The 21949-nt window shown below is 56.9% G+C and carries 13 protein-coding genes; 5 read left to right on the top strand and 8 right to left on the bottom strand.

Annotated elements, in window-relative coordinates; genetic code table 11:
- Positions 1-77: 77 nt before the first annotated feature.
- From OHL21_RS06455 to OHL21_RS06465, 3 genes are all read right to left on the bottom strand, one after another.
- Complete coding sequence (locus OHL21_RS06455) at positions 78-3626, bottom strand: TonB-dependent receptor (protein WP_263416431.1); 3549 nt, start codon at positions 3624-3626, stop codon at positions 78-80.
- 339 nt (positions 3627-3965) lie between these two features.
- Positions 3966-5729, bottom strand: coding sequence for a CRTAC1 family protein (locus OHL21_RS06460; RefSeq protein WP_263416432.1), 1764 nt, complete (start codon positions 5727-5729; stop codon positions 3966-3968).
- A gap of 310 nt (positions 5730-6039) precedes the next feature.
- Positions 6040-7362, bottom strand: coding sequence for a hypothetical protein (locus tag OHL21_RS06465; protein WP_263416433.1), 1323 nt, complete (start codon positions 7360-7362; stop codon positions 6040-6042).
- Positions 7363-7625: 263 nt separating this feature from the next.
- Here OHL21_RS06465 and OHL21_RS06470 point away from each other — a divergent pair, with 263 nt between their 5' ends.
- Both OHL21_RS06470 and OHL21_RS06475 read left to right on the top strand, forming a co-directional pair.
- Positions 7626-11090, top strand: coding sequence for a TonB-dependent receptor (locus OHL21_RS06470; protein ID WP_263416434.1), 3465 nt, complete (start codon positions 7626-7628; stop codon positions 11088-11090).
- A 191-nt stretch (positions 11091-11281) separates the two neighbouring features.
- Entirely contained in the window at positions 11282-12013 is a 732-nt protein-coding gene (locus tag OHL21_RS06475; protein ID WP_263416435.1) for a hypothetical protein, read from the top strand.
- Positions 12014-12082: 69 nt separating this feature from the next.
- On the opposite strand, the gene OHL21_RS06480 is transcribed toward OHL21_RS06475, so the two are convergent.
- Together OHL21_RS06480 and OHL21_RS06485 are read right to left on the bottom strand one after the other, a co-directional pair.
- On the bottom strand, positions 12083-12754 hold the full coding sequence (locus tag OHL21_RS06480; protein WP_263416436.1) for a class I SAM-dependent methyltransferase: 672 nt from the start codon (positions 12752-12754) through the stop codon (positions 12083-12085).
- 288 nt (positions 12755-13042) lie between these two features.
- Positions 13043-13903, bottom strand: a complete 861-nt coding sequence (locus OHL21_RS06485; protein WP_263416437.1) for a universal stress protein — start codon at positions 13901-13903, stop codon at positions 13043-13045.
- 126 nt (positions 13904-14029) lie between these two features.
- On the opposite strand from OHL21_RS06485, the gene OHL21_RS06490 reads away from it, so the two are divergent.
- Together OHL21_RS06490 and OHL21_RS06495 are read left to right on the top strand one after the other, a co-directional pair.
- Positions 14030-15610 (top strand): sensor histidine kinase, encoded by a 1581-nt coding sequence (locus tag OHL21_RS06490; protein WP_263416438.1) that lies wholly within the window; start codon positions 14030-14032, stop codon positions 15608-15610.
- Between the two features lie 73 nt (positions 15611-15683).
- Positions 15684-16049 (top strand): response regulator, encoded by a 366-nt coding sequence (locus tag OHL21_RS06495; protein WP_263416439.1) that lies wholly within the window; start codon positions 15684-15686, stop codon positions 16047-16049.
- 205 nt (positions 16050-16254) lie between these two features.
- Here OHL21_RS06495 and OHL21_RS06500 read toward each other — a convergent pair whose 3' ends face one another.
- Positions 16255-17625, bottom strand: a complete 1371-nt coding sequence (locus OHL21_RS06500) for a sigma-54-dependent transcriptional regulator (RefSeq protein ID WP_263416440.1) — start codon at positions 17623-17625, stop codon at positions 16255-16257.
- Between the two features lie 183 nt (positions 17626-17808).
- Here OHL21_RS06500 and OHL21_RS06505 point away from each other — a divergent pair, with 183 nt between their 5' ends.
- Positions 17809-18495, top strand: a complete 687-nt coding sequence (locus OHL21_RS06505) for a Crp/Fnr family transcriptional regulator (RefSeq protein WP_263416441.1) — start codon at positions 17809-17811, stop codon at positions 18493-18495.
- A gap of 806 nt (positions 18496-19301) precedes the next feature.
- Here OHL21_RS06505 and OHL21_RS06510 read toward each other — a convergent pair.
- Entirely contained in the window at positions 19302-20210 is a 909-nt protein-coding gene (locus OHL21_RS06510; protein ID WP_263416442.1) for a universal stress protein, read from the bottom strand.
- A 670-nt stretch (positions 20211-20880) separates the two neighbouring features.
- Complete coding sequence (locus OHL21_RS06515; protein WP_263416443.1) at positions 20881-21906, bottom strand: acetamidase/formamidase family protein; 1026 nt, start codon at positions 21904-21906, stop codon at positions 20881-20883.
- Positions 21907-21949: the final 43 nt, after the last annotated feature.

The raw sequence follows: 21949 nt of genomic DNA on the forward strand, positions 1-21949 counted from the left end.
AAAATTTGATGACTTAAGACTGCGATGTGCAGCCGGACTGACAAGTCCGGCTGCACATCATTGTATGAAACCGCAGGTTAGAAGTTGATCTTGCCCGCGAACTGCCAGAACCGCGAGTCCGGAGTGAACTGACCCAGACTGCGGGCGGAGGTGATTTGACCGCCGCCGGATCCGATATTCCGATCGGGGTTGCCGTAGGCGGGTGTGTTCAACAGGTTGAAGTAGTCAGCACGAAGCTGGAGGGTCGTCCCCTCGCGCCAGATGTTGAAGGTCTTGAAGAGTGAACCGTTGATGCGCTGGTATCCCGGGCCGTAGACCGAGTTACGTGGCGAACCAAGATAGGGCAGCGCCGCCGATCCGGTGATGACAGAACCAGAAGCAACTGCAGGAGGATTGATGAAGGAGCAGGGGTTATACCAGTGCGTGGGCGTCCGTACCTGAGCCGCACAACTTACGGTATCGGTACGGCGCGAATCCGCCGAGCCACCGGCAGAGAACGGATCGCGAACAGCGATCGGATGCGCTGTTGCACCGGACTGGGTGCTCACATTGGTGTTCATGCTCATTGGATTGCCCGTCTGCGCGATGAACGTCAAACTGTTCGTCCATCCCCCAAGGACAACGTCCATCACACCATGATGATTGCCAAACTTCTTGCCGACACCGTACGGAAAGGCATACGAGCCGTTGAGCGCAATGCGTTGGCGCACGTCGAAGGGTGAGTTGCTCCAATCCGCGCCCAGGCCGATCAGATTCGGGTTCCGGAAGCCGGAATCATCGCGACTACCCAGTGGGGTTGGGGCATTATCAAGAGCATGCGCCCAGGTATAGCTCGCCAGGAAGCTAAGCCCGTTATGCATGTGCTGATCGAGTTTTGCCTGCAGCGAGTTGTAGCTGGAAGCTCCAGCGTACGAACTGTAGGCCGTACCGTTGATTCCCGGGAAGGGCTTGTAGTTAGTTGTATTTCCGCCCGAGGCGAGAAGCGCTGTCGATCCGTTCTTATCCGGAAAAACAATCAGGTGACGTGAGTTGGAGCCCACATACGCCAGTCCGGCAGAGAGTGTGGAAGAAATCGCGTACTCGGTCGAAAGGTTGAACTGCTGGCTGTATGGCGTCTTCACCTTAGCATCGGATCCGCGAAGGCTTGGGTTGGTTACCGAATTCTGCAAGCCGGCGGCGATAGCGGCGGAGAAGCCATTCTCCAACGTAATACCGTTGTTACGGCAGCTCGTCGTGGTGCAGGATCCATACAGCGTAGTGGAGTTATATCCAGACTCGAACATGAACGGATAGTTCAGGCCGAGGTTGGGATAGTATCCCGAGCTTTCGAGACCGCCATAGAAGAGACCATAGCCTGCCCGCAATACCAGCTTCTCCGTCGCCTTGTAGGCGATGCCGAAGCGGGGTGCGAAGTTGGTCTTCTGCGGTTCGATCAGGAAACGGTTGTCTGAGTAAGCAATGTTGATACGGTTGGCCGCCATCGTGTTCGTAAAGCTGGTTGCCAACGGCGTATTCCGCTGAGAGCTCGGAATATAGTAGGTACCCGTTCCCGTGTTGGGTCCGATTGTGTTCACGACAAAGGCTGCCTGGTTGTCGTGGCGCTCCATGTATGGCTGTGCATACTCATAGCGCAGACCGAGGTTGAGAGTAAGCCGCTGCGAGACCTTCCAGTCATCCTGGAAGTACGCCGCACGAATCCACCGAACATCATCCGTGGTGGCGATGTTGGTGATTGCTGCCGTGTCCATGTTGTTGGTAAGGAAGTCCGCAACGCCGGCGCCCGTGTATGCGATTCCGCCGGTCGTAGGCGAACCCGCTGCCGCGGTGAACTTACCGCTGTAGTTATAGGTGCCACGTGGTTCGATGGGCTGAAGGGTGGCGAAGCGAATGCGTTGGAAGTTAATGCCAGTACGGAAGCTGTGGTTACCGACAATCTTAGTGACGTTGTCCAGGATCTGGTAGACGTTCTGGTGCTCGTCGGTTGGCGTCCAGGTCGGTGTGCCAAATCCGTTCAAATCAGTTATGGAAACGTTAGGCAAACCACCGTTCGTGGAGCCTCCCGGAATACCGCCAAGTCCAATGCTGGCCGCGAGATTCGCGTTCGACGCGTTCGGCTGGGTGAACCCGAAGTGACCGTAGTTGTAGCCGAAGCGCGCTTCGTTGACGAGACTCGAATTGAAGGAGTGCGTCCAGCTCGCTGCCAGAGCTTCTGAGAAGTTGACAATGTTGCCGGTGTCGCCAAAGCCGCCGCCATCCAGAACTGGCCCGAGAATCGGAGCACGGGTGCCCGGAGTATCGGAGTAGCTGACGCGAACGAACGCCTGATCACTCTTGGTGGCGTTGTAATCAGCGCGGATATCGAACTGGGTGGTGTTATCGATCGCGTTCCGGTTGCTGAAGTAGTTATTCGTGATCCTACCGCCGATGCTCTGGTTCGCGACCGGATACATGTTCAGGATCTTCAGCGCAGTCGCATTGATCTGGCTTGCGCAGAGGACATTGTTTTGACCATTGCAGCTCATCGGCGTAGCGATGTTGCCTGAGTTTGGCTGCACCAATTGTACGGGGTTACTTTTTCCGGTCTTGGTAGTGTCCAGAAGCTCTGAGAAGTTGCCCTGGCGCATCAACGTCGTCGGCACAGAGATGTTGCTGCTCTCGCCGAAGATGATGCGATTCGCTTCCACATCGCCAAAGAGGAAGAGCTTGTCCTTGATGATCGGGAAGCCGAGCGTGCCGCCGAACTGATTCTGACGGTACTTGGGAACAACACGATTGCCGAACGACGCCCATTCATGAATATCGAAGGCATCGTTGCGGATATACTCCCATGCCGAACCGTGAATCTTGTTGGTACCTGATTTCACGGACACGTTGACGACCGCGCCGGCCGAGTGGCCGTATTCCGCGCTGTAGGCGCCGGTCTGCACCTTGAACTCAGCCAGTGCCTCCGGTGGGGGCTTCACGCTGTATGAAGCTCCGTTGAAGAAGTCCACAACGTTGACGTTGTTGTCGACACCGTCCAGAAGGAAGTTGTTCTGCTCGGAACGCATACCGTTGGCCGAGAAGTCACCTTTACCCGAACCGCGCGAACCATTACCGGGAGCAATGCCAGCTGCGAGCTGCGCGATGAAGACGTAGTTGCGACCGTTCAACGGCGTGTCGACGATGGTCTGCGCTTCAATAACCTGTCCCGTCGAACCGTCACCGGTCTGCAGCAGAGGCGCTTCTGTCGTTACGACGACCGTCTCTTCCGCACCGACCTGAAGTGACATGTCCACAGTCGCGCGTTCAGCGACGTGGAGCTGGATGTTTTCCTGTTGTTTGGTAGAGAAACCGGCGGCCGTAACCTTCACGGTGTATTTGCCGATCTTGATTGGGGAGAAGGTGTAGGTTCCTCTGGAGTCCGTTCTGTCCGTCAGGACGAATCCCGTATCCACGTTCGTTACAGTCACCGTCGCATTCGGGACTGCAGCGCCTGAAGGATCCGAGACGGTGCCTGTGATAGCACCCTGGTCGACCTGAGCGTACAGCGGATGAGTTGCCAGAGAAACAATTGCGAGAAGCATGGATAGTACCCATGCCATACCTCGCCGCGTGCAGAGTTGGTTAACTGCGCGTGCGTTCATGCGTTTTGCCCCTCGAATGGAAAAGCTGCTGCTTTGTTTGAATCCGGATTCATAGAGTGTCTGAATCCGGATTCATCTAATAGCGAGAAAACGTTATCCGCGTCGCTAAACCTATGTCAAGAAATCTTTTATGAGACGTTTCAATCCCTCGAATTAGTTCACGAATCGAAGTTAAAAGAAGACGTCTCAGGGAAAGATAGTGCGGATAACGACATAAACGAAAGAGAGCCAGAGCATCTTCCCTGTAGGGGCAGGAAATCCCGCATCAATCAGCGTTTTCCGAAAAGGAAAACGCCGCGGCACGTGCCTTTTTGGGATACCCAGCAACAGGGAAATGCTCTATTTCGCGGGTTCTTCGATGCGAAGCATCTGATCCACGCCCACATGTTGCAGGTGTTGCCGGATGCCGCTGGGCCACTGGATCTCTATGTCCGCTTCCGTACTTTCGCCCAGTCCGAAATGCACCCGCTTGTCGCTGCTGGAGAGATACGAGCCCGCCGTAGAGACCGTCGCATATTGCGATTGGCCGTGAGATATCACGTGTACATTGGCTCCGATCGCATCACGATTGGAGGTATGTCCAACCAGCAGTAGCGTCAGCCAGTGATTGCTTGACTCCGTCCGATTCAAGATAAGATGCGCCGGTCCATCGTTGGTAGAGACCACTGCATCGAGACGGCCGTCATTGTCGAAGTCGCCGAGCGCCAGTCCTCGTCCCACCCACGGCTCGCGAAAGACGGCTCCAGCTTCAGACGAAACATCAACGAATTTCCCTTCGCCAACATTGCGGGCAAGCAGCATCGGCTCACGGTAGTGGAGCTGCGGGAAGTTCAGTTCCACATTGTCCAGGTCATGCCCCTGGGCCACAATCAGATCCTTACGGCCATCATTGTCGTAATCAAAGAAGCGAATACCCCAGCCGGAGCGCAGCAACGTCATCTTCGCGATGCCGGAGCTGTAGGTGTCATAGTTGAAAGAGCCATCGCCGTTGTTGCGATAGAGCGCATACTTCTGCATGGCGAGGTTGGTGATGACCAGGTCCGGAAGGCCGTCATTGTCATAGTCTTCGAAGTCGATCCCCATGCCGGCATACGTCTTTCCTTCACTGTCTACGGCGATCTCTGCGGTGAGACCGATCTCGCTGAACTTGTCTCCGTCATTTCTGTAGAGGAACTCGAACATGGAGTCGTTCGCGATTGCGAGATCAACCTTGCCGTCGCGGTTGAAGTCCGCAAGAGCAATCCCGAGGCCCTTCGCAGGCTTGTCGAGGCCGAAGGCGACAGCCTTCTCTGTAAACGTCCCATCCCCGTTATTGCGATACACCATGGGGCGAATCGCCGGGAAGATATCAGGATGGCAGTAGGCGCGGTATCCCTCGCGATGCTCCCCACACCATACGTCCTCAAAATCCCAATGCACGTAGCGCAGTACGACGAGGTCAAGCTTGCCGTCGTTGTCGAGGTCCACCCACGCCGCTGCGGTGTACCAGTTATCCCCTTGAGCAGCCGCGCCACCGGTACCGGATTTCGCCGTCACGTCCGTAAAGGTGCCGTCACCATCGTTGCGGTAAAGGCGATTGCCTCCATACGCCGTCACATAGAGATCTTCAAAGCCATCATTGTCGAAGTCTCCGACGGCAACGCCCATGCCATAGCCAACACCTTTCAAGCCGGCGCGCTCGGTTACGTCTTCAAAGCTGCCATCGATTTTCTGGTGATACAGACGATTCCAGTCTTCCGGGCCCTTCTTTTGCGGCATGGTCCCCTTCGGTGCCGGGTTCGGCACGGACGCACCGTTCGCGAAAAAGATATCGAGACGGCCATCGTTGTCGTAGTCAAAGGCTGCGACACCGGAGCCTATCGTCTCCAGAAGGTACTTGTGAGAAGTGTGGTAAGCGCGAGCCTGGAAGCCGGGCTTGAGACGGCCTGAGGCATCGATAAAGTTCGCATGTTCTGCCGGCGTCTTCGCTTTGGAGGCGGCTCCCGAAGTTTGTCCTGCAAGATTCTTCGTTCCAAAGCTCAGAGAGAGGAGCAGTCCCAAAACAGCGAAATTCGGCGCAAGCACCCGCATAGACGATCGGCCCTTATCGATAGAGATTTTCATTGAGGCGGGGAACTTTCCGCACCTCAAGCAGAGTCGTTGCTCTGAAGGTGAATCTGCGCAGCTATCGTAGCAGGGTGCGGTCGGAGGGAAATAGTGATGTGTATTTTCGAAAGTCACGGCGTATCAAAAACGGGTGGGAGCAGCGGCTTCAGCCCGCTGAATTTACGCTTATTGAATGATGGGCTTCAGCCCTGGGCTTTGTCGTTTATTGAACCAACGGCCCAGGGCTAAAAGCCCTCTCTTTCTAAACTCCGTATTTATAGCGTGGGCTGAAGCCCACGGCTCCCACCGTATTCGAGCTTCGCTCAAGCTAACGAACATCCAGGGCTACGATACGAGCCGGCCCCGCAATGCCGTTGTCAACGTCGGTCGTAAGCACTGCTTCAAAGTCATGATCGCTATTGTCTGCGCCGATGCGCCGCTCGAGCTCGGCAACCTGGTTCGGGTTCGAGAGAAACTCACCTGCCGCGGCTGTTCCACTCATGCCGATACCCGCGGCAATCACGATCACCTGCCCGAGTACCTGGCTATGAATGCGGGCGATGATGGCGTAGTCGCGATTGACCGTGGCCATCTTGTCCTGCAGATGCAGGCTCCATTGGCGATTTCCCGGATCTTTGCTATCGCGGATATAAAAGGAGTCCACATCGCTTCCGCCGAACTGGTATCGCAGCGGTTCGATCAGCTTGAGGGTCCACTGATTGTCGAGTCCACCGAGAAAGACCGTCGGCCCCTCACGGAGTTCGTTGAGGTTGGTTCCGAGATTCAGGCGAACGCGGACCGGCCGGTTCTGATGCCCCACGACGGATTCCAGCCTCATCATGGCAAGGACATCTGAGTAGACGACATTCTCTCCCAACGTTTCATGATCAAAGAAGGTTCCGGAAGAGAGCAGCTTTTTGTCTTCCAGATCCAACGCGTGCGCGATGGCCTCGGGTGTCGTAGCAGCATTCCCCGGCCAGTGTTTTTTTGCCGAGATCGGTAGACAGAAAGTAATAGGTCCAGGCGTGGCAAAGAATGGAGACCATAGCCGATCCATCGGTGTGGGTGTGAAGCTGCGCCAGAGAAATCCACCAGTGACACCAACCACAAGAAGAAGCGCTGCGGCGGCAGTCCAGGCCAGACGGCGGGAGAAGCGAGACATCTTCGCCGGAGGGGCTACGTGTGCGCTGTTATCTGCAATATCAGTCGTGGTAGCAGCAACAAGAAGCGGCCCATGGGCGGTAGCTCGATCGTGCACTAAGACCGGCTCGGCATCCCGTCCTGGAAAGAACTCGGGAACATAGGACCCGATGTTGAGCTCGATGCGGAGCTCTGAGGCATGAGACGATTCATGATAGTACTGCGCGATACGCTTACGAATCTCCGCGACGGTCACACGAACGACAGGATCGGAGGCAGTATCGTAGTCTGCCGGCCGGCCAAAGACCTCGATCCCAAGGGTTCGTTCCTTCAAGTGCGCCCCTCGTCCTTCGAGCGTTTCTTCCACCATGTAGCGCAACAGCGTAGGGTATCGCTTGCTGTTTCTGAAGTGAGTGGAGTGGAGCAGGCGCTCCATCTGTGCCCGGATCTTTTCTTTATCTTCCGATGAGAACGGTACGAGCGTTTGCGACTCAGGAGTGCTCGGTAACATTTGGCCTTCCCCAATGGTTACAGAAGAATAGGCCGTTATAACCAGCTTCCGCAACCTGCCTCTTTACCCGTCTTTACCTCCTCCTTACCTCTTCGCATCTGCAAGCAAAATCATGGCTTACCCCGTGTATACCCGTTAGACCTGAAATGTGATGACATGCGGCACCTAGACTCCGCTGGTCGTAGAAGTACACCTGTGCCGCGCGCGCGAAGTTTCGCTGGGCACGAATCCTCCAAAAAACACAAACAACAGAGGGAACGACCATGAAGCAGAGAGTGCATTTTCTTGAGGTAGGCCATCGATGGGTACTGCGAACCCTGAAGCTCGCAGCAGTTGTGATCCTGTTCCTGTGCGGCGCCGGGTCGATACACGCTCAATTAACCACGGCGGATATTCTGGGAACGGTCACGGAACCGACCGGCGCCGTGGTGGCAAACGCAAGGGTGGAGCTGAGAAATATTGCCACCAATGTCACGCGCGTTGTCACCACAGATGACAGCGGCAACTATACCTTCCCCCTGCTGCAGCCGGGACATTACAGCATCAAGGTTACCGTTCAGGGCTTCAAGGCTTTCAACACTCCAGACCTCGCCGTCGAGGCCGGAGATCGCGCCCGCAATGACGTCCATCTACAACTCGGCGACGTCAACGAGACGGTAAGTATCGAAGCCCAGACACCGCTCCTGCAGAGCGAGAGCGCCACCGTCAGTTCCACGGTGACAGCGCAGAGCGTCCAGGATCTGCCGTTGAATGGCCGCAACTATGTCCAGCTTATCCAGATTGTTCCTGGCGCAAATGAGGGACCAGGTAACGGTCTGACCAGCGGAGGGCGTCCGGACGATCGCCGGCAGTCGAGCTCCTTCTCGGTCAACGGACAGGACGATACCCTTAACAACTTCATCATTGACGGTTTCGATAACAACGAACGCATTATCGGCACCAGCGGCGTTCGTCCCAATGTCGAAGGCATTCAGGAGATCAGCGTCCAGACGAACAGCTACGCCCCTGAGGCTGGACGCACCGCCGGCGGTGTCGTGAATATCGTGACCCGCAGCGGATCGAACCAGTTCCATGGAACCGCATACGAGTACTTCCGCAACGATATCTTCGACGCGCGGCAGGTGCTGCAGACCTCCGGCAAGAAGCCCGAGCTGCGGCAGAATCAGTTCGGCGGATCCATCGGCGGGCCAATCTGGAGAGACCGCACCTTCTTCTTCGGCGACTACGAGGGCTTCCGGCAGGTAACCGGTGTCACCTATCAGAGCACCGTACCGACGATTGACGAATACAACAACATCAACAGCATCGGCGGAGGTTCGCCGCAGGCCATGGTGGCGGCCGGAAATGGCACCGCAGGCCTGCCTATTAATCCCATTGCGCTGAACTACCTTAAGCTCTTCCCCGCCCCGACCAACTCCAGCCTGACGAATAACTATGTCATCAGCCCGAGCAAAACGCAGTACAGCCATGTCTTCGACGTTCGTATCGACCACCGCTTTAACGCGAGCAACCTGTTCTATGGCCGCTACACCTACAACCATGTGGACTCGACCGTTCCACCGGCCCTCGGCGTCGTAAATGGTCTTGAGATCTCAGGAGGCCGCTACATCTTTGCAGGGCCGGCGAAGAACGGAGCGCAGCAGTACGCCTTCGACTACACGCACATCTTCACGCAGAATCTGCTGATCGATCTGAAGGCCGGCTTCACCCGCATCAATAACCTGTCACTGCCGCTGAACTACGGCAAGAATGCGGATACGACGGTTGGCTTCGGCTCAAATATGAACTTCACACAGAACGCCAATGTATTGACACCGATCAGCTTTGGCCCGTTCAGTGACATCGGCGACGGCGCCTATGTGCCGCTGCAGGACATCGACAACACCTTCCAGTATGCGGCAAACGTAAACTGGAACAAGGGAAACCACAACATCAAGTTCGGTGCGAGTTTTATCCGCCGACAGGCACGTAACCTGCAAAGCGCCTTTCCTGCCGGCCAGTATGGCTTTGGCCTGAACACAGACAACTGCGTCCCCGGCACTGGATATAACGCGGCAACCGGGTCATGCAACGCGACAGCCTCCGCAAAACAGCGCCAGGATAACAACCTGGCGAGCTCACTCGTAGGTGCATTTAGCTCATCAAGCCGCAATTACAACCTCAACACGCCGGACTATCGGACCTACGAACCGAACTTCTTCGTGCAGGACTCGTGGAAGCTGACACCGAGGTTCACCTTGCTCTATGGCGTGCGTTACGACGTGTTCACGCCCTTCACGGAGGCCCATGGCCACATCTCGAACTTTGATTTCAACCAGGCGCTCACGCTGAACACCAGCAACATTGGACAGGCATTGAAGGTGGCAAACCAGAATGGTGTGGACGGGCATGCCAGCATCAGCACCGACTATAGCAATGTGGCTCCGCGCGTTGGCTTTTCCTGGTCACTGCAGCCCCAGACAGTACTACGTGGCGGTTATGGTTTGAGCTTCTTCCCGGGCAACTACACCTCCAACGCCGATCTGAAGAATGCTCCCTTCGTCTCCGTATATTCTCCAAACTGCATCTCGAGTGTGGCCTTCCAGATTCAGACCACCAGGAACGGGGCTCCGGCAAGCGCCAGCAACCCGGACTGCGCCACGATCTCTGGCGCCTACACCAGCTTCAGCCAGGGCCTTCCTCTACCGCAGCCGCAGACGATCAACAGTACCGGTTTGAGCTTCGTCGCCGAATCTCCGAACTTCCGGTCGGCGATGATTCAGCAGTTCAACCTGCAGGTGCAGCAGCAGTTCGGCGCCAATGTATTGACCGTCGGCTATGTGGGAAACGTCGCTCAGCATCTGCCACAGACCATCAACGACATCAATGTGCCGCGACCGGGAAACAGCGTCAGCGGCGGAGTCTCCAGCGCGCGCCCTCTCAGCGGCGTCCTGCCAAACCTCGCAGGAGTCAACTGGCTGGTAAGCGAAGGTATCTCCAACTACAACGCATTGCAGACCAGCTTCCAGCGGCGCTTTGTGAAAGGGCTGGCCTTCGATGCAAACTACACCTGGGCAAAGGGCCTGAGCGACGTAACCGGATTCAGCCAGGAAGGCGCACAGGGAGCTTACAACGCAGATCCGACACGCATCCGGCAGATCGACTACGGCATTGCGGAGAATAACATTCAGAACCGCTTTGCCCTCTCGTTGAACTACCAGTTCGCGGCGGGCCACACCTTCAGCAACTCGCTTGAGCGGTTTACATTTGGCGGCTGGCAGATGAATACCATTACGATCTGGCAGACGGGCAAACCGTTCTCCATTCTGAACGACAGTGCCGCCGGCGGCTACGGCAACCGTGCGACGCCCATCAACAATGGTGGAGGAGATCGTCCTAACCAGGTTGGTGATCCGCATGCCGTTGACCGGACCTTCCAGCACTGGTTCAACACGGCAGCATTTGCTCCCCAGCCGCTTGGCACTATCGGTACGGCACAGCGGAACTCGCTCTCCGGGCCGAACTTCCGGCACGTCGATCTGTCACTGTTCAAGGACTTCTTCCTGACAGAACGGGCGAAGGTGCAGTTCCGCGCTGAGGCTTTCAACATCTCCAACACACCGAGCTGGATCGTCGGCCAGGGCAGCGGCAATGTGAAGATGGGCAACTCCGCCTTCGGCACCGTAACTGCAACCGATCCGAACTACACGCCGAGGCTGTACCAGTTCGCTCTCAAACTCAACTTCTAACCTTGAAGCGCCTCATGCTGCCTCCAGCCGGGCTGCTCTTATGCAGCCCGGTTTTTCTTTGCGGGCAATCGGGAGCAACTGAAAGGCGGTCGAAACCTCGAGCGACTCGCGGCGCTTTTTCCTTGCTTTAGCTATCCTGCACCACCACAATGGATGGGACTTCCGACACCTGTACGATGTAGGAGCCAACCGTGACAACCGCAGTACTCTCTTCTCCCAAAACACGGCCCGGCGTTGTATACCCACATGCGCAGTGGTATTTTCTGCTGGCCATCATCCTTACATGGATCGGATTCTCCCGAAGCTATTTCGCAGTCATCCGGACGCAGCCGCTGCTGCACCACATTCACGGCGCGCTGATGGGCGGATGGATCGCCCTGCTCATTGTGCAGCCTGTTTTGTATCAGCGTGGCCGACTGAAACTCCATCGCACGCTGGGCCGCTGGGGTGCATTCCTACTGGTCCCGGCAATTGTCGTCGCCGGCTTGCTGATGATTCGTGGCATGTTCCGCAGTACGGAGCTACCGCCATTCATCGTGGATCACCTCGCGTTTCTCGACGTGAACTCGTTGATCGATATCCCGCTCTTTGTCGGCATGGCGATCTATAGCAGTCGCGATGTTCATCGGCATGCGCGGTGGATCAGCAGTACCGTGTTAACGATGATGCCGCCGGCACTGGTCCGGGCCATGCCTATCCTGCCTATCTTCCGGCACAGCTTTCGTGCGAACGTAAACATCGGCATGGGTCTGATGTGCTTCATCTTCGTGCTGCTGATTTTGGACGACTGGCGCAAAGCCAAAAGAGTATACCCGCCTTATCCCATCGCTCTGGTGTGCACAGCTTTCGCGGCTGTGGGTGCTAACTATGCGTCGCAATGGGGCTGGTGGCAGGCACTCACACTCTTGCTGGGCCGGCGGTAATGTTTGCTCACTCGGTAAACCGCAATTAGCTAGTCCATGATGGGCAAGCGCACCGGGAGACTCACCACACTAGCACCTTCGCCCTGGCATGCCCGAGCTGACAAACATCCGACCCGTCCTTCCCGACCGCGCCTTCTTCTTCACCACCCACGTCGTCATGCATCGCTGCCCCTGCACCACGGTCGTCTTCAGTGGGTCCACCAGCTCCCCATCGAGACCACGCGTTAGTTCCATCAACAGCGGTTCATCCACCAGCAGCCATTCCACCCCATGCGACATCTTGAACCGCCGCCCTCCCAACGCCTCAAACGCTATCCCTTGCACCGCTCCAATCGTCGACGCCAACCTGCAGAACAACATCCCACCCGGCCGCAGCACACGCCACAGCCCTCGCACCATCGCCTCCAGTTGCGCCTCATCCTGCGCAAAGTGCAGCACCGAGTTGCACACCACCACGTCCGCAAACTCATCCGCGAACGGCATCTCCTCGACGCCCGCCACCTGGAAGTTCTCAACCGGCAGTCCCGGCGCCAGCTCACTTACCATCTGCCGCACCTCCGCTACTGCTTCGGCGCTTATATCCACGCCAAACACTTCATACCCCTCGCGCAGCAGATAGCGAATATTCCGCCCGCCGCCGCACCCCGCGTCCACCACCCGCATCCCGGGAGAAATATTCCCTCGTAGGATCTGATCGAACAGGTAGATATCGATCTGCCCAAACTGCTCCTGTAGCGTCATCCGGCTCCTCTCTTCACTCAGCTACTTTCATCGTAGTCGGGCTCCGTCCTGAGATGGACGGTCCGCCATCGCTTCGCGCGCGCGGCATCAATTGCGGCAATATCGATCTCCGCATTGTCATCATTGCGCTCATTGCGCGCTTCGCTGCGGCGCGATCCGGTCCGTTGTCTTCGCAGGAAAACGGCGCAAACAGCCAAAGCATCCCAGTGTATGGGCCAGACTGATTCTCGGTCTCATCGAAAGTACCGTCGCATTCTTTCCTAGCTGTGACGACGCCAATATCGGCCCTCACTCGCAAATAGAAAGCACTGCGCATCGAGCAGCCATAATCATGCGGAATCCTGTTCGCGGAGACATGTGAGTCGTCATTCCCCGGCCCTTATGAACGCCGATCAGCAGGAGATCTGCGTGAACCAGCTTAAGATGCTGCTCTACCGCCCGAGCAGGATCATCGCCTTCCAGAGTCTTGAAGTCCACTCGGCTCTCCAGGACGTCGACAGGAAGAACACCCGCCAGGCTATTACGAACGGAGACCTCCCAGCCCGCTGAGGCCGGCGCGTGCGCCTGATCTTCCCTGACATGAACGACTGAGAGCCTGGTATCCCCGGCCATCAGCAGCGGCAGGATCCGGAGAACGCCTAATGAGCGTGCGCTCAGATCGGTGGCGTAGACCAGGGTTTGGATCTTACGGCGGCTATAGTCCTTGACGTGTGGGCCGACTACGATCACCGGCAGGACGGCGTGGCGCAGCGCTTCCTCCGCTGTAGACCCTACGAGGAACCGCTCCACTCCGTCTCGTGAATGGGTGCCCATCACTATGAGTGACGCACCTTCGGAAACGGCGGTGTTGATGATCTGCCCAGGGATATCTCCAACACTATCGAGCATCGAACAGCGGATGCGGGTGCCGGTTGTAAGCACCTTTGCCTTTGCTGTCATGAGCCTGCGTCGGCTTCGAGAACGCAGGTCCGAAATCATCCAGTCGACCGGAGCTGCGTAACGATGGTGGACCATATAAGGAAAGATGTGGATCAGGCTTAGATCAAAGCCGTATTGCTGGGCCAGGCTATGCGCAAATCCGAGGGCCAACTTCGAAGCCTTCGAAAAATCCGTGGGGATGGCGATCGTTCCGAGCTGCACCGTACGCATCGCGGAATCCTCCCTGCATACAGGAGCGTAGCGACTTTTGCTGCCATGGTTCAGTGATAGCTGTCACAGCAGCGAGTCACGCTGTTGTCGCCGCGTCACCCCAAAAACCCGGAGTTACACTAGGGCGTGGAAAAGACTCCCAAAGGTGGCGATTCCCCCGCGCCCGCGAACTGGACGAACCCTGAGCGGTGGCTTGCCGCAATTGTCGACTCGTCCGATGCAGCGATTATGGGTGAATCTCTGGACGGCACCCTTACAAGCTGGAATCGTGCCGCAACAGAGATGTTTGGATATTCGGCGGACGAGGCGATCGGTAAGCCGATCCTCTTTCTTGCATGGCCCGACAAAGAAGACAGGATGCATGAACTGCTCGGCATCGTCCGGAACGGTGAGCGTATCGATGGATTCGAGACAGCGCGGAAACATAAGGACGGTTCACAGGTCTTTGTCTCTCTGAGTATGTTTCCCGTTGAAGATGCTGACGGGAAGATTGTAGGCATTGCCGAGATTGCCAGGAACATTACCGAGCGCAGATTGGCCGAGGAGCAGATTGCGCGCTCCCAGGCTGAGGTGCTCGCCGAACGCAAGTTCAGGGAAATGATCGAGGAGGCGCCTGACGCGATCCTCGAAGTGAATCAAGCTGGCCACATCGTTATTGCCAATAAGACATCAGAGACTCTTTTTGGGTACACACGCGAGGAATTGCTCGGACAGCCGGTCGACATTCTTGTGCCGATGTCGTATCGGAGCAATCACCCCGACAATATCGCAAGGTTTGTACGGAGCGGCAGAACCCGCCCAATGGGACAAGGACTGGACCTGAACGCACGGCGCAAGGATGGGTCCGAGTTTCCCGTCGAGATCAGCCTGAGCCCAATCCGCAGCACGCAGGAGGTCCTGATTGTTGTTGTCATCCGCGATGTGTCGGAACGGCGCAAGTCAGAACAACAACTGCGGGCCCTGCAAGAGGGCTACTTTAATGAGTTAGTGGCACGGCAGCATGAGGCAGAGCGCCTGAATCGCCTGAAGAGCGAGTTCATGGCAAGCGTAAGCCACGAGCTGCGGACTCCGCTGCATACAATCATCGGGTTTACCGACCTTCTGAAAGAAGAGAGCAACGGAGCCCTGAATACGAAACAGCTCCGGTTCGTAGAGCATATCCAGAGGGATTCGGAGCATCTGCTGGCGCTGATCAACGATGTGCTGGATCTGAGCCGGATCGAATCCGGTGGACTCTCCCTTCATACTGCAGAGATCGACATTCCCAACCTGCTGCAGCAGACGGTGGAATCTGTACGCGGACAGGCAACGGAGAAAGGCATCGTTCTTCGTATCGAGAGCGAGGACGACTTATACGCCTCTGCCGACCTGACGCGGGTACGCCAGGTTCTCCTCAACCTTTTGAGCAACGCCATTAAGTTCACTCCATCCGGCGGCTCGGTGACGGTCAAAGCGACCATCGAAGAGGATTGGATCAGTGTCGCAGTCCAGGATACCGGAATCGGCATCGCGCCTGAGGAGCAGGAGCTGATCTTCGACAAGTTCTATCAGGCGGGCGTTACCACGGGCGGCATGAAAGAGGGCACTGGGCTGGGACTGACCATCAGCCGTCAGATCGTCATGATGCACGGTGGGCGCCTGGAGGTGACAAGCGCCAAAGGTGCGGGAAGCGAGTTTACCTTCACCTTACCGCGTTCGGCTCTGTGATTCGGGTCACGGCTGCCGTTTCCCAGGCATCCTATTCTTATCGTTGATCCGGGCCTGCCAGGGTTCGATTGGGGTGAACCGGTTGAAATGTCTGATCGCTGACGATGCTGACGGAGCAAGAGAGCTTCTTCGATGTATCCTCGAAGGCCGAGGAGTAGAAGTCATCGAAGCCCGTGACGGGCAGGAGGCGATTGATCTGGCTCTTGAGCATATTCCAAGCTTCGTGATTCTCGACATCGGCATGCCGAAGATCGATGGCTACGGTGTGGTTTCGGCGTTGCGACGAATACAGCACTTTGACAGAACGCCCATTCTTGCACTCACCGCCGGGATTGGAGACTTGGCTCCCGACGATCTCGCAAAAGCCGGCTTTACCGGATGGCTTTCCAAACCGATCCGCCCGGCTGTTTTGCGGGAAGCACTGGAGCAATTCTCCTAGAGCATTTATCTGTTGCCAGGGCGCATCGACAAATTCGGTTGATTTGACACAGCATGACCGAAACTGGTGGGAGCAGCGGGGTCCCCATCCATTCGAGCTTCGCTCGAAGATCCACCCAGAGTTTGGGCTATCTGGGAATTTGTCGATACACCCTGGATATCCCGGAAGAGGAGTGCAGCGGCGTTTTCATTGCGGAAAACGCGATCTATGTCTTCAGGAGACTGGCTCTGAGCCCATGTTTTTTCATCTTGTATCGGAGAGCGTCTCGCCCGATACCCAATTTGCGGGCCGCCTCTGACTGGTTCCAATTGCTCTCGCGCAACACGCGCTCCATGACAATGCGTTCCTGATTCTCAAGCACGGATGCACTCGATTCGGAGGCGCCGGCCAAGACCTCACTGCAGGCGTCGATGATGTTTGCAGGCAGATCGTTCACGTCGATCGTTGTATTGTCGGCAAGCATGCATGCGCGCCCGATCACATGTTCCAACTCACGGACATTTCCCGGCCAGGCGTACCGCTCCAGGACGCGAAGCGCCCGCTGCGAGATACCTTCCATGGGCTTCCCGAAGTCCTTGGCAAACTTCCGAAGAAAGACGATAGCCAACAGAGCAATATCTTCTTTGCGCGCGGCAAGAGGCGGGAGCGTAAGCTCAACCATCGACAAGCGGTAATAAAGGTCCTCTCTGAATCTTCCTTCCTGTACCGCCTGCCGCAGATTGCGATGGGTTGCGGCGACGATACGGACATTGACACGCTTCGGCGTCAGCGATCCGACCGGCATGACCTCCTGGTTCTGGATCGCGCGTAGCAGTTTGGCCTGTGTGTTGAGCGGCATGTCGCCGACCTCATCCAGAAAGAGCGTGCCGCCGTCAGCCAATTGAAAGAGACCTACCTTATCGCGATCGGCGCCGGTAAAGGCTCCGCGGACGTGGCCGAACAGCTCGCTTTCGAACAGAGTCTCGACGACCGCCGAGCAGTTGAGCACAACAAACTTGCCCTTCACACCACTCCGCTGATGCAGCGCCTGTGCAACCAGATCTTTTCCTGAGCCGGTCGGGCCCTGGAGAAGCAGCGACCGGAAATGAGGGGCAATCTTCTCCACCGTGGCGAAGAGGTTCCACATGGCTTCACTCTTCGCGAGCAGTCCCTCAAAGCGAAGATCGCTCTCATTGTCGCCGGCGGTTCCGGCGAGACGACGCTTTTCCGCAGCCTCCAGAAGGCGGCGGACCCGCTCTCGCAGATCGGCGATCTTGACCGGCTTTTGCAGATAGTCAGCCGCGCCGTTGCGGATGGCCTCCACCGCCGTCTCTGTCGTATAGTGCGCTGTCATCAGCAACACGTCGATGGTGGGATCGATGTGCATCGCCTGACGCAGGACGTCCAACCCGGTCATCCCTGGCATGACCAAATCCGTAATGACCATACGAGGGCGAAGCGAGCGTATGAGCTCCAACCCCTCTCTGGGATCATTCGCCGTGTGGATCGACAGACCTTCCCGTTCCAGAGCGGTACTGAGCAGCTCGAGGCTGCTCATGTTGTCGTCGATGATGACTATCCGGATAACACCACTCATGGCCCTGTGATCGTACTCCATTCAATGGCGGCCGGGGCGCCTGCGTCAAATGACGCAGGCTAGGTGGGAAGACTCAGTCCAAAACAGCTGCGGGAGCAGCTAAGTGTTTGAGATCACCAGGGGCTGTGTTTGGCATCACAGTTGCTAGAAGGAAGGTGGAATCAAGACACGAAGGAGCACGATATGTCGAAGTGCCAGAACTGCCCTCATGCCGGAAAACATCCATTTTGTGAGCTAGGCTCCCAGGCGCGCTCCTTCCTGGAGGCGAATTCGACGACCGTTGAGTATCCCCGGGGGGCTGTGCTTTTTCGCGAAGGAACATCCAGCGATTCTGTGTACATCCTTTGCTCCGGCCGCGTGAAGATCGCGGCTAGCTCCGCCGAAGGTAAGACGGCTATCCTCCGGATTGCCGCCGCCGGTGACGTTGTTGGGCTCAGCGCAGCGCTCAATGGCACCGTTTATGAAGCGAGTGCAGAGGCAGTTGAGCCCTGCAAGATCAGAATCCTGCAGACTCGGCTGCTGATGCAACTGCTTACACAGTTCAGCGATGCATCGATGGCCGCCAGCAGCATGCTTGCCCAGCACTATCTCGCCGCTTTCCAGGAGATCAGGCGGATCGCCCTGCCTGACAGCCCCGCAGGTCGCGTTGCGCGGCTCATCCTTGACTGGGCTGAAAACGGGCAGGCACTGCCTGCTTCCACCATCACCATGCCTCTGACGCATGAGGAGGTGGCTTCCATGACCGCTACTACGCGGGAGACGGTCACCCGGACTCTCAGCCGTTTCCGCAAGGAGAAGCTCATTGCGATCAAAGGAATTTCGCTCACGATTCTGCAGCCTGCCCAGCTTCGCCAACTCTGTGCATGCTGATGGAAGGGACAAGCAAACCATCCCGCTTGCCGCTATGCGACGAGCGGGACGGTTTAGAGCATTTCCCTGTTGCTGGGTATCCCGGAAGAAGCGTGCAGCGGCGTTTTCATTGCGGAAAACGCCCATTGATGCGGATCCTCTGGGTACACCTGCAGGGAAAATGATCTAAATCTCAATGGCCTTTGTGGTGGGCATTAGCGGCGGTTTTTTCAAGATGTAACCGATCACCGCTTGGCCGGCAGTTCCAGACTCTCCGCGCTATTTCCAAAGCATTCGTTGTACTGTCCCGTGAGTGACGGTTTTCAACCGCCGGGTGGCTATGCCTGTCGCGTGCTGGAACCGGCTGCCTGTACCAGGGAACCCGCTGTGATGGCATCTCTTCGGGTAACATGAATTCCGATATCTCTCTACGAGGCTGTACCTGTTCTCCAGTAGGACGCCAGGACTGAACAACGTACTTCGGCGTGCATGCACTGCAGAACCAGATCATCTTTTTTGTCATCCGCTCTTCTTGGGCCGTATCGACAATTTGTAACGTGCCAGACTGCAGGACCTTCTCCTCAGCCTCACACCCGGGAATCGCGCATTTCAGCATTGTCTCCTCCTCTCTCTCCCTGAGAATGAGAGCCTTACACCACATGCGGGCAGCGGCAGTGATGGAGATCACAGATCTCGATGGAGATCACAGACCTCGATGGAGGTCACAGACCTCGATGGAGGTCACAGACCTCGATGGAGATCACAGATCTCAATGGAGATCACAGATCTCGATGGAGGTCACAGATCTCGATGGAGGTCACCGTCCTTTACGCCGGGGTCCTTTCTCCCAGACGTCCATTGACGACAAGGACCGGACACTCCGCGTCGTGAATCAGCTTGCTCAGTGTGCGCCAGGCTGCGTGATCTCCGAAGGCGCCATTATGCCGACATCCAGTTACGATGAGCTCCATGCCGCCAAGGTTTGCCGCCCGAAGAAGGCGGGGCGCGACCTGGCCATGATCCACTTGAATGTGTGCTTTGAAGTACATAGCGGCATCGCGCGGCATAAGATGCATCAACCTCTCCTCTAAATCCTTGCGAAGCTCACGCTGCGGCGGCCCGACACGATTAACAACATGCATCACGGTAAGTGGTGCCTGCATTGTCTTTGCCAGGGCGGCGGCATACTGTGCGGCTCGCAGCGACCCAAGCTCGAGATCCGCAGCGAACATGATCGATTGCAGTGAATCGATTCGCCTGGCGTTGGGACCAACAATCAACACAGGGCATGGCGCCCGGCGGATGAGAGATTCCGCTGAGGAGCCGAACAGCAGCTTATCCAGCCCCTGCGCTCCCCGCGAGCCTGCAACAACCAGATCGATATGATGCGACCGCACCACCTGTTCGACCTGCAGATCGAGCGGCCCTTCTTCGACGCGCGTCATACATGGAACACGAGCGAGATCGGGAATCGACTCAGCTTCGCGCGCCATAGCCGTCTGGGCCGCTGCCATAGACGCCTGCCGTGCTTCCATTCCGAGAACATCGCCATACCGCACATCCATCGGGGGTAACGCATGAAGCACAAAAATCTCCCCGGCGAACAGCATGGCCAAACGTACAGCATCCACCAGTGCAAGATGTGCCTGTGCCGAAAAGTCGGTTACAACCAGTATTCGGCGGAATGAGACGGGTGTTGTCTCCAGGTGGGCCGGATCGACGATCGTGGTTGCCATGGCGGAGAACCCCTCCTTCCCTTATGGTCTGGAATGAGGATAGATTTTGCGGTGACGCTGGTCACTCATGACCACAGATCAGAGCGAATCGACAATTGACCTCAAACCGTATGACCATTCACCCAGAGCGTGAGTTAGACATTCGAGAGAAGCTCGAACCGGTGGGAGCCGTGGGCTTTTAGCCTGGCACGATAAGCGCTGAAGGCGCGTTCTATGCCAGCCTGGGGCAACGCCCCAGGTTCGGATAGTTAAGAGGTATGAGGGCTGAAGGCGCGCTCCATAACTCTCATGGCAAGTAGTTGAAGAATTCCATCTGGAAAGAGAAGGCCCAAGCTCTTTGATACCGTAAACCGTGGACCAAAATCCAGGCTCCCCCGTTCTCGCTTTAGTGCGAATCCACCCTGGCTGCAGAATTATAGAGTGGACCTTCAGTCCTTTTATCCTTCAATGGCCAGGAGGGGCGTTGCCCCAGGCTGGTATAGAGCGCGCCTTCAGCGCTTTTATCAGCGGGTTCAAGCCCGCTGACAACCCCAACCAGCAAGCTGGCTGGGGATCACGCTCCTCCCACCCGGTTTAGTTATTTTCGGGTTACCTCACATGTACGTCGTGATCAGACAAAGCGAACGGGACCGGCATTGGCGGATCCCGTTTGCCTTTCGACCTCAAGAAGCTACTTCGTTCCGGAGTCGGTAAAGATATTTTTCGGGCACATCGCATGGACTCCCACGTTTCCGTCGACCAGTTCGGTGATGTCGAGATCGACGGCGACACTGGAGAGCATGTAGGCATCGTCACGCTTCATGTGTTTCTCCTCGACCAGAAAGTCGATCATGTCGCGCAGGGCGTGCTCCGTGGCTTCTTTCAGATCGGGGCTGAAGCCCATTGTGATGTAGTGGGTTGGCGTCTCCGCGCGCGGCCAGTTCATCGGCTTCTTCTTGTGAACGACGAACTTGAAGGTGCCGGTCAGGAAGGTCTCCATCGCGGTGATGTCAACTTCACCGTTTCCCTGGCCTGCGTGGCCGTCCCCTGCTTCGAACATGGCGCCCTTGGCCGCAACCGGAATGTAAAGGGTGGTTCCGGCTACGAGCTCCTTGTTATCCATATTGCCCGCGTGGGCAAACGGCTCTGTGCTGCCGATCTTTCCGGCTGTTCCGGCGACGCCCATGCTTCCAAAGAACGGATGCAGCGGGATGTCGATGCCGGGGGCGAAGTGACCGATCATCTTCTCACGATCCAGCGGAATAATCCGGTTGCGGCTGTAGGGAAACTCCATCGGTAGAAAGCCGCGATGCAAACCGAAGCCATTGCAGGCGAAGTTCGCGTCGATATCCACCTTGAGGATCTGCACTTCCAGAACATCGCCCGGCTCCGCTTCAACAATCTCTACCGGTCCGGTAAGAATATGGCCACCCGGCCCCTTCTCGGCCGCCGGGTAGTTCTGATAGACCTCATCGTTGTATGCAGGAATATCTTCGCGCTTGACGCCGCGGGCAATCAGCCTGTCGGCCGGACCGCAGGTAGAAAGAGTCTGCATCACAACTGTGTCTCCGCTATGGACGGTTGCGGCCGGATGCATGCTGCCGTAGTAACCCCAGGAAACGGTCTTTGAGGTTGCCTTGACTGTCACGGTCTGCTGACCGAACGCCGGAAGAAAAGCCAAAGGAACGATTGCCGCCAACAACGTACACCTGCGCATTGCATCTCCTGATCTGCGTTAGAAACACCCCTTCCCTTCCAGG

The organism is Terriglobus albidus, from assembly GCF_025685425.1.
In the GTDB taxonomy this organism is placed as follows: Bacteria; Acidobacteriota; Terriglobia; order Terriglobales; family Acidobacteriaceae; genus Terriglobus; species Terriglobus albidus.

Coding starts and splice junctions, on each gene's coding strand:
- OHL21_RS06455 (WP_263416431.1), bottom strand. CDS start 3,626: ATGAACGCACGCGCAGTTAACCAACTCTGCACGCGGCGAGGTATGGCA.
- OHL21_RS06460 (WP_263416432.1), bottom strand. CDS start 5,729: ATGAAAATCTCTATCGATAAGGGCCGATCGTCTATGCGGGTGCTTGCG.
- OHL21_RS06465 (WP_263416433.1), bottom strand. CDS start 7,362: ATGTTACCGAGCACTCCTGAGTCGCAAACGCTCGTACCGTTCTCATCG.
- OHL21_RS06470 (WP_263416434.1), top strand. CDS start 7,626: ATGAAGCAGAGAGTGCATTTTCTTGAGGTAGGCCATCGATGGGTACTG.
- OHL21_RS06480 (WP_263416436.1), bottom strand. CDS start 12,754: ATGACGCTACAGGAGCAGTTTGGGCAGATCGATATCTACCTGTTCGAT.
- OHL21_RS06485 (WP_263416437.1), bottom strand. CDS start 13,903: ATGCGTACGGTGCAGCTCGGAACGATCGCCATCCCCACGGATTTTTCG.
- OHL21_RS06500 (WP_263416440.1), bottom strand. CDS start 17,625: ATGAGTGGTGTTATCCGGATAGTCATCATCGACGACAACATGAGCAGC.
- OHL21_RS06505 (WP_263416441.1), top strand. CDS start 17,809: ATGTCGAAGTGCCAGAACTGCCCTCATGCCGGAAAACATCCATTTTGT.
- OHL21_RS06510 (WP_263416442.1), bottom strand. CDS start 20,210: ATGGCAACCACGATCGTCGATCCGGCCCACCTGGAGACAACACCCGTC.
- OHL21_RS06515 (WP_263416443.1), bottom strand. CDS start 21,906: ATGCGCAGGTGTACGTTGTTGGCGGCAATCGTTCCTTTGGCTTTTCTT.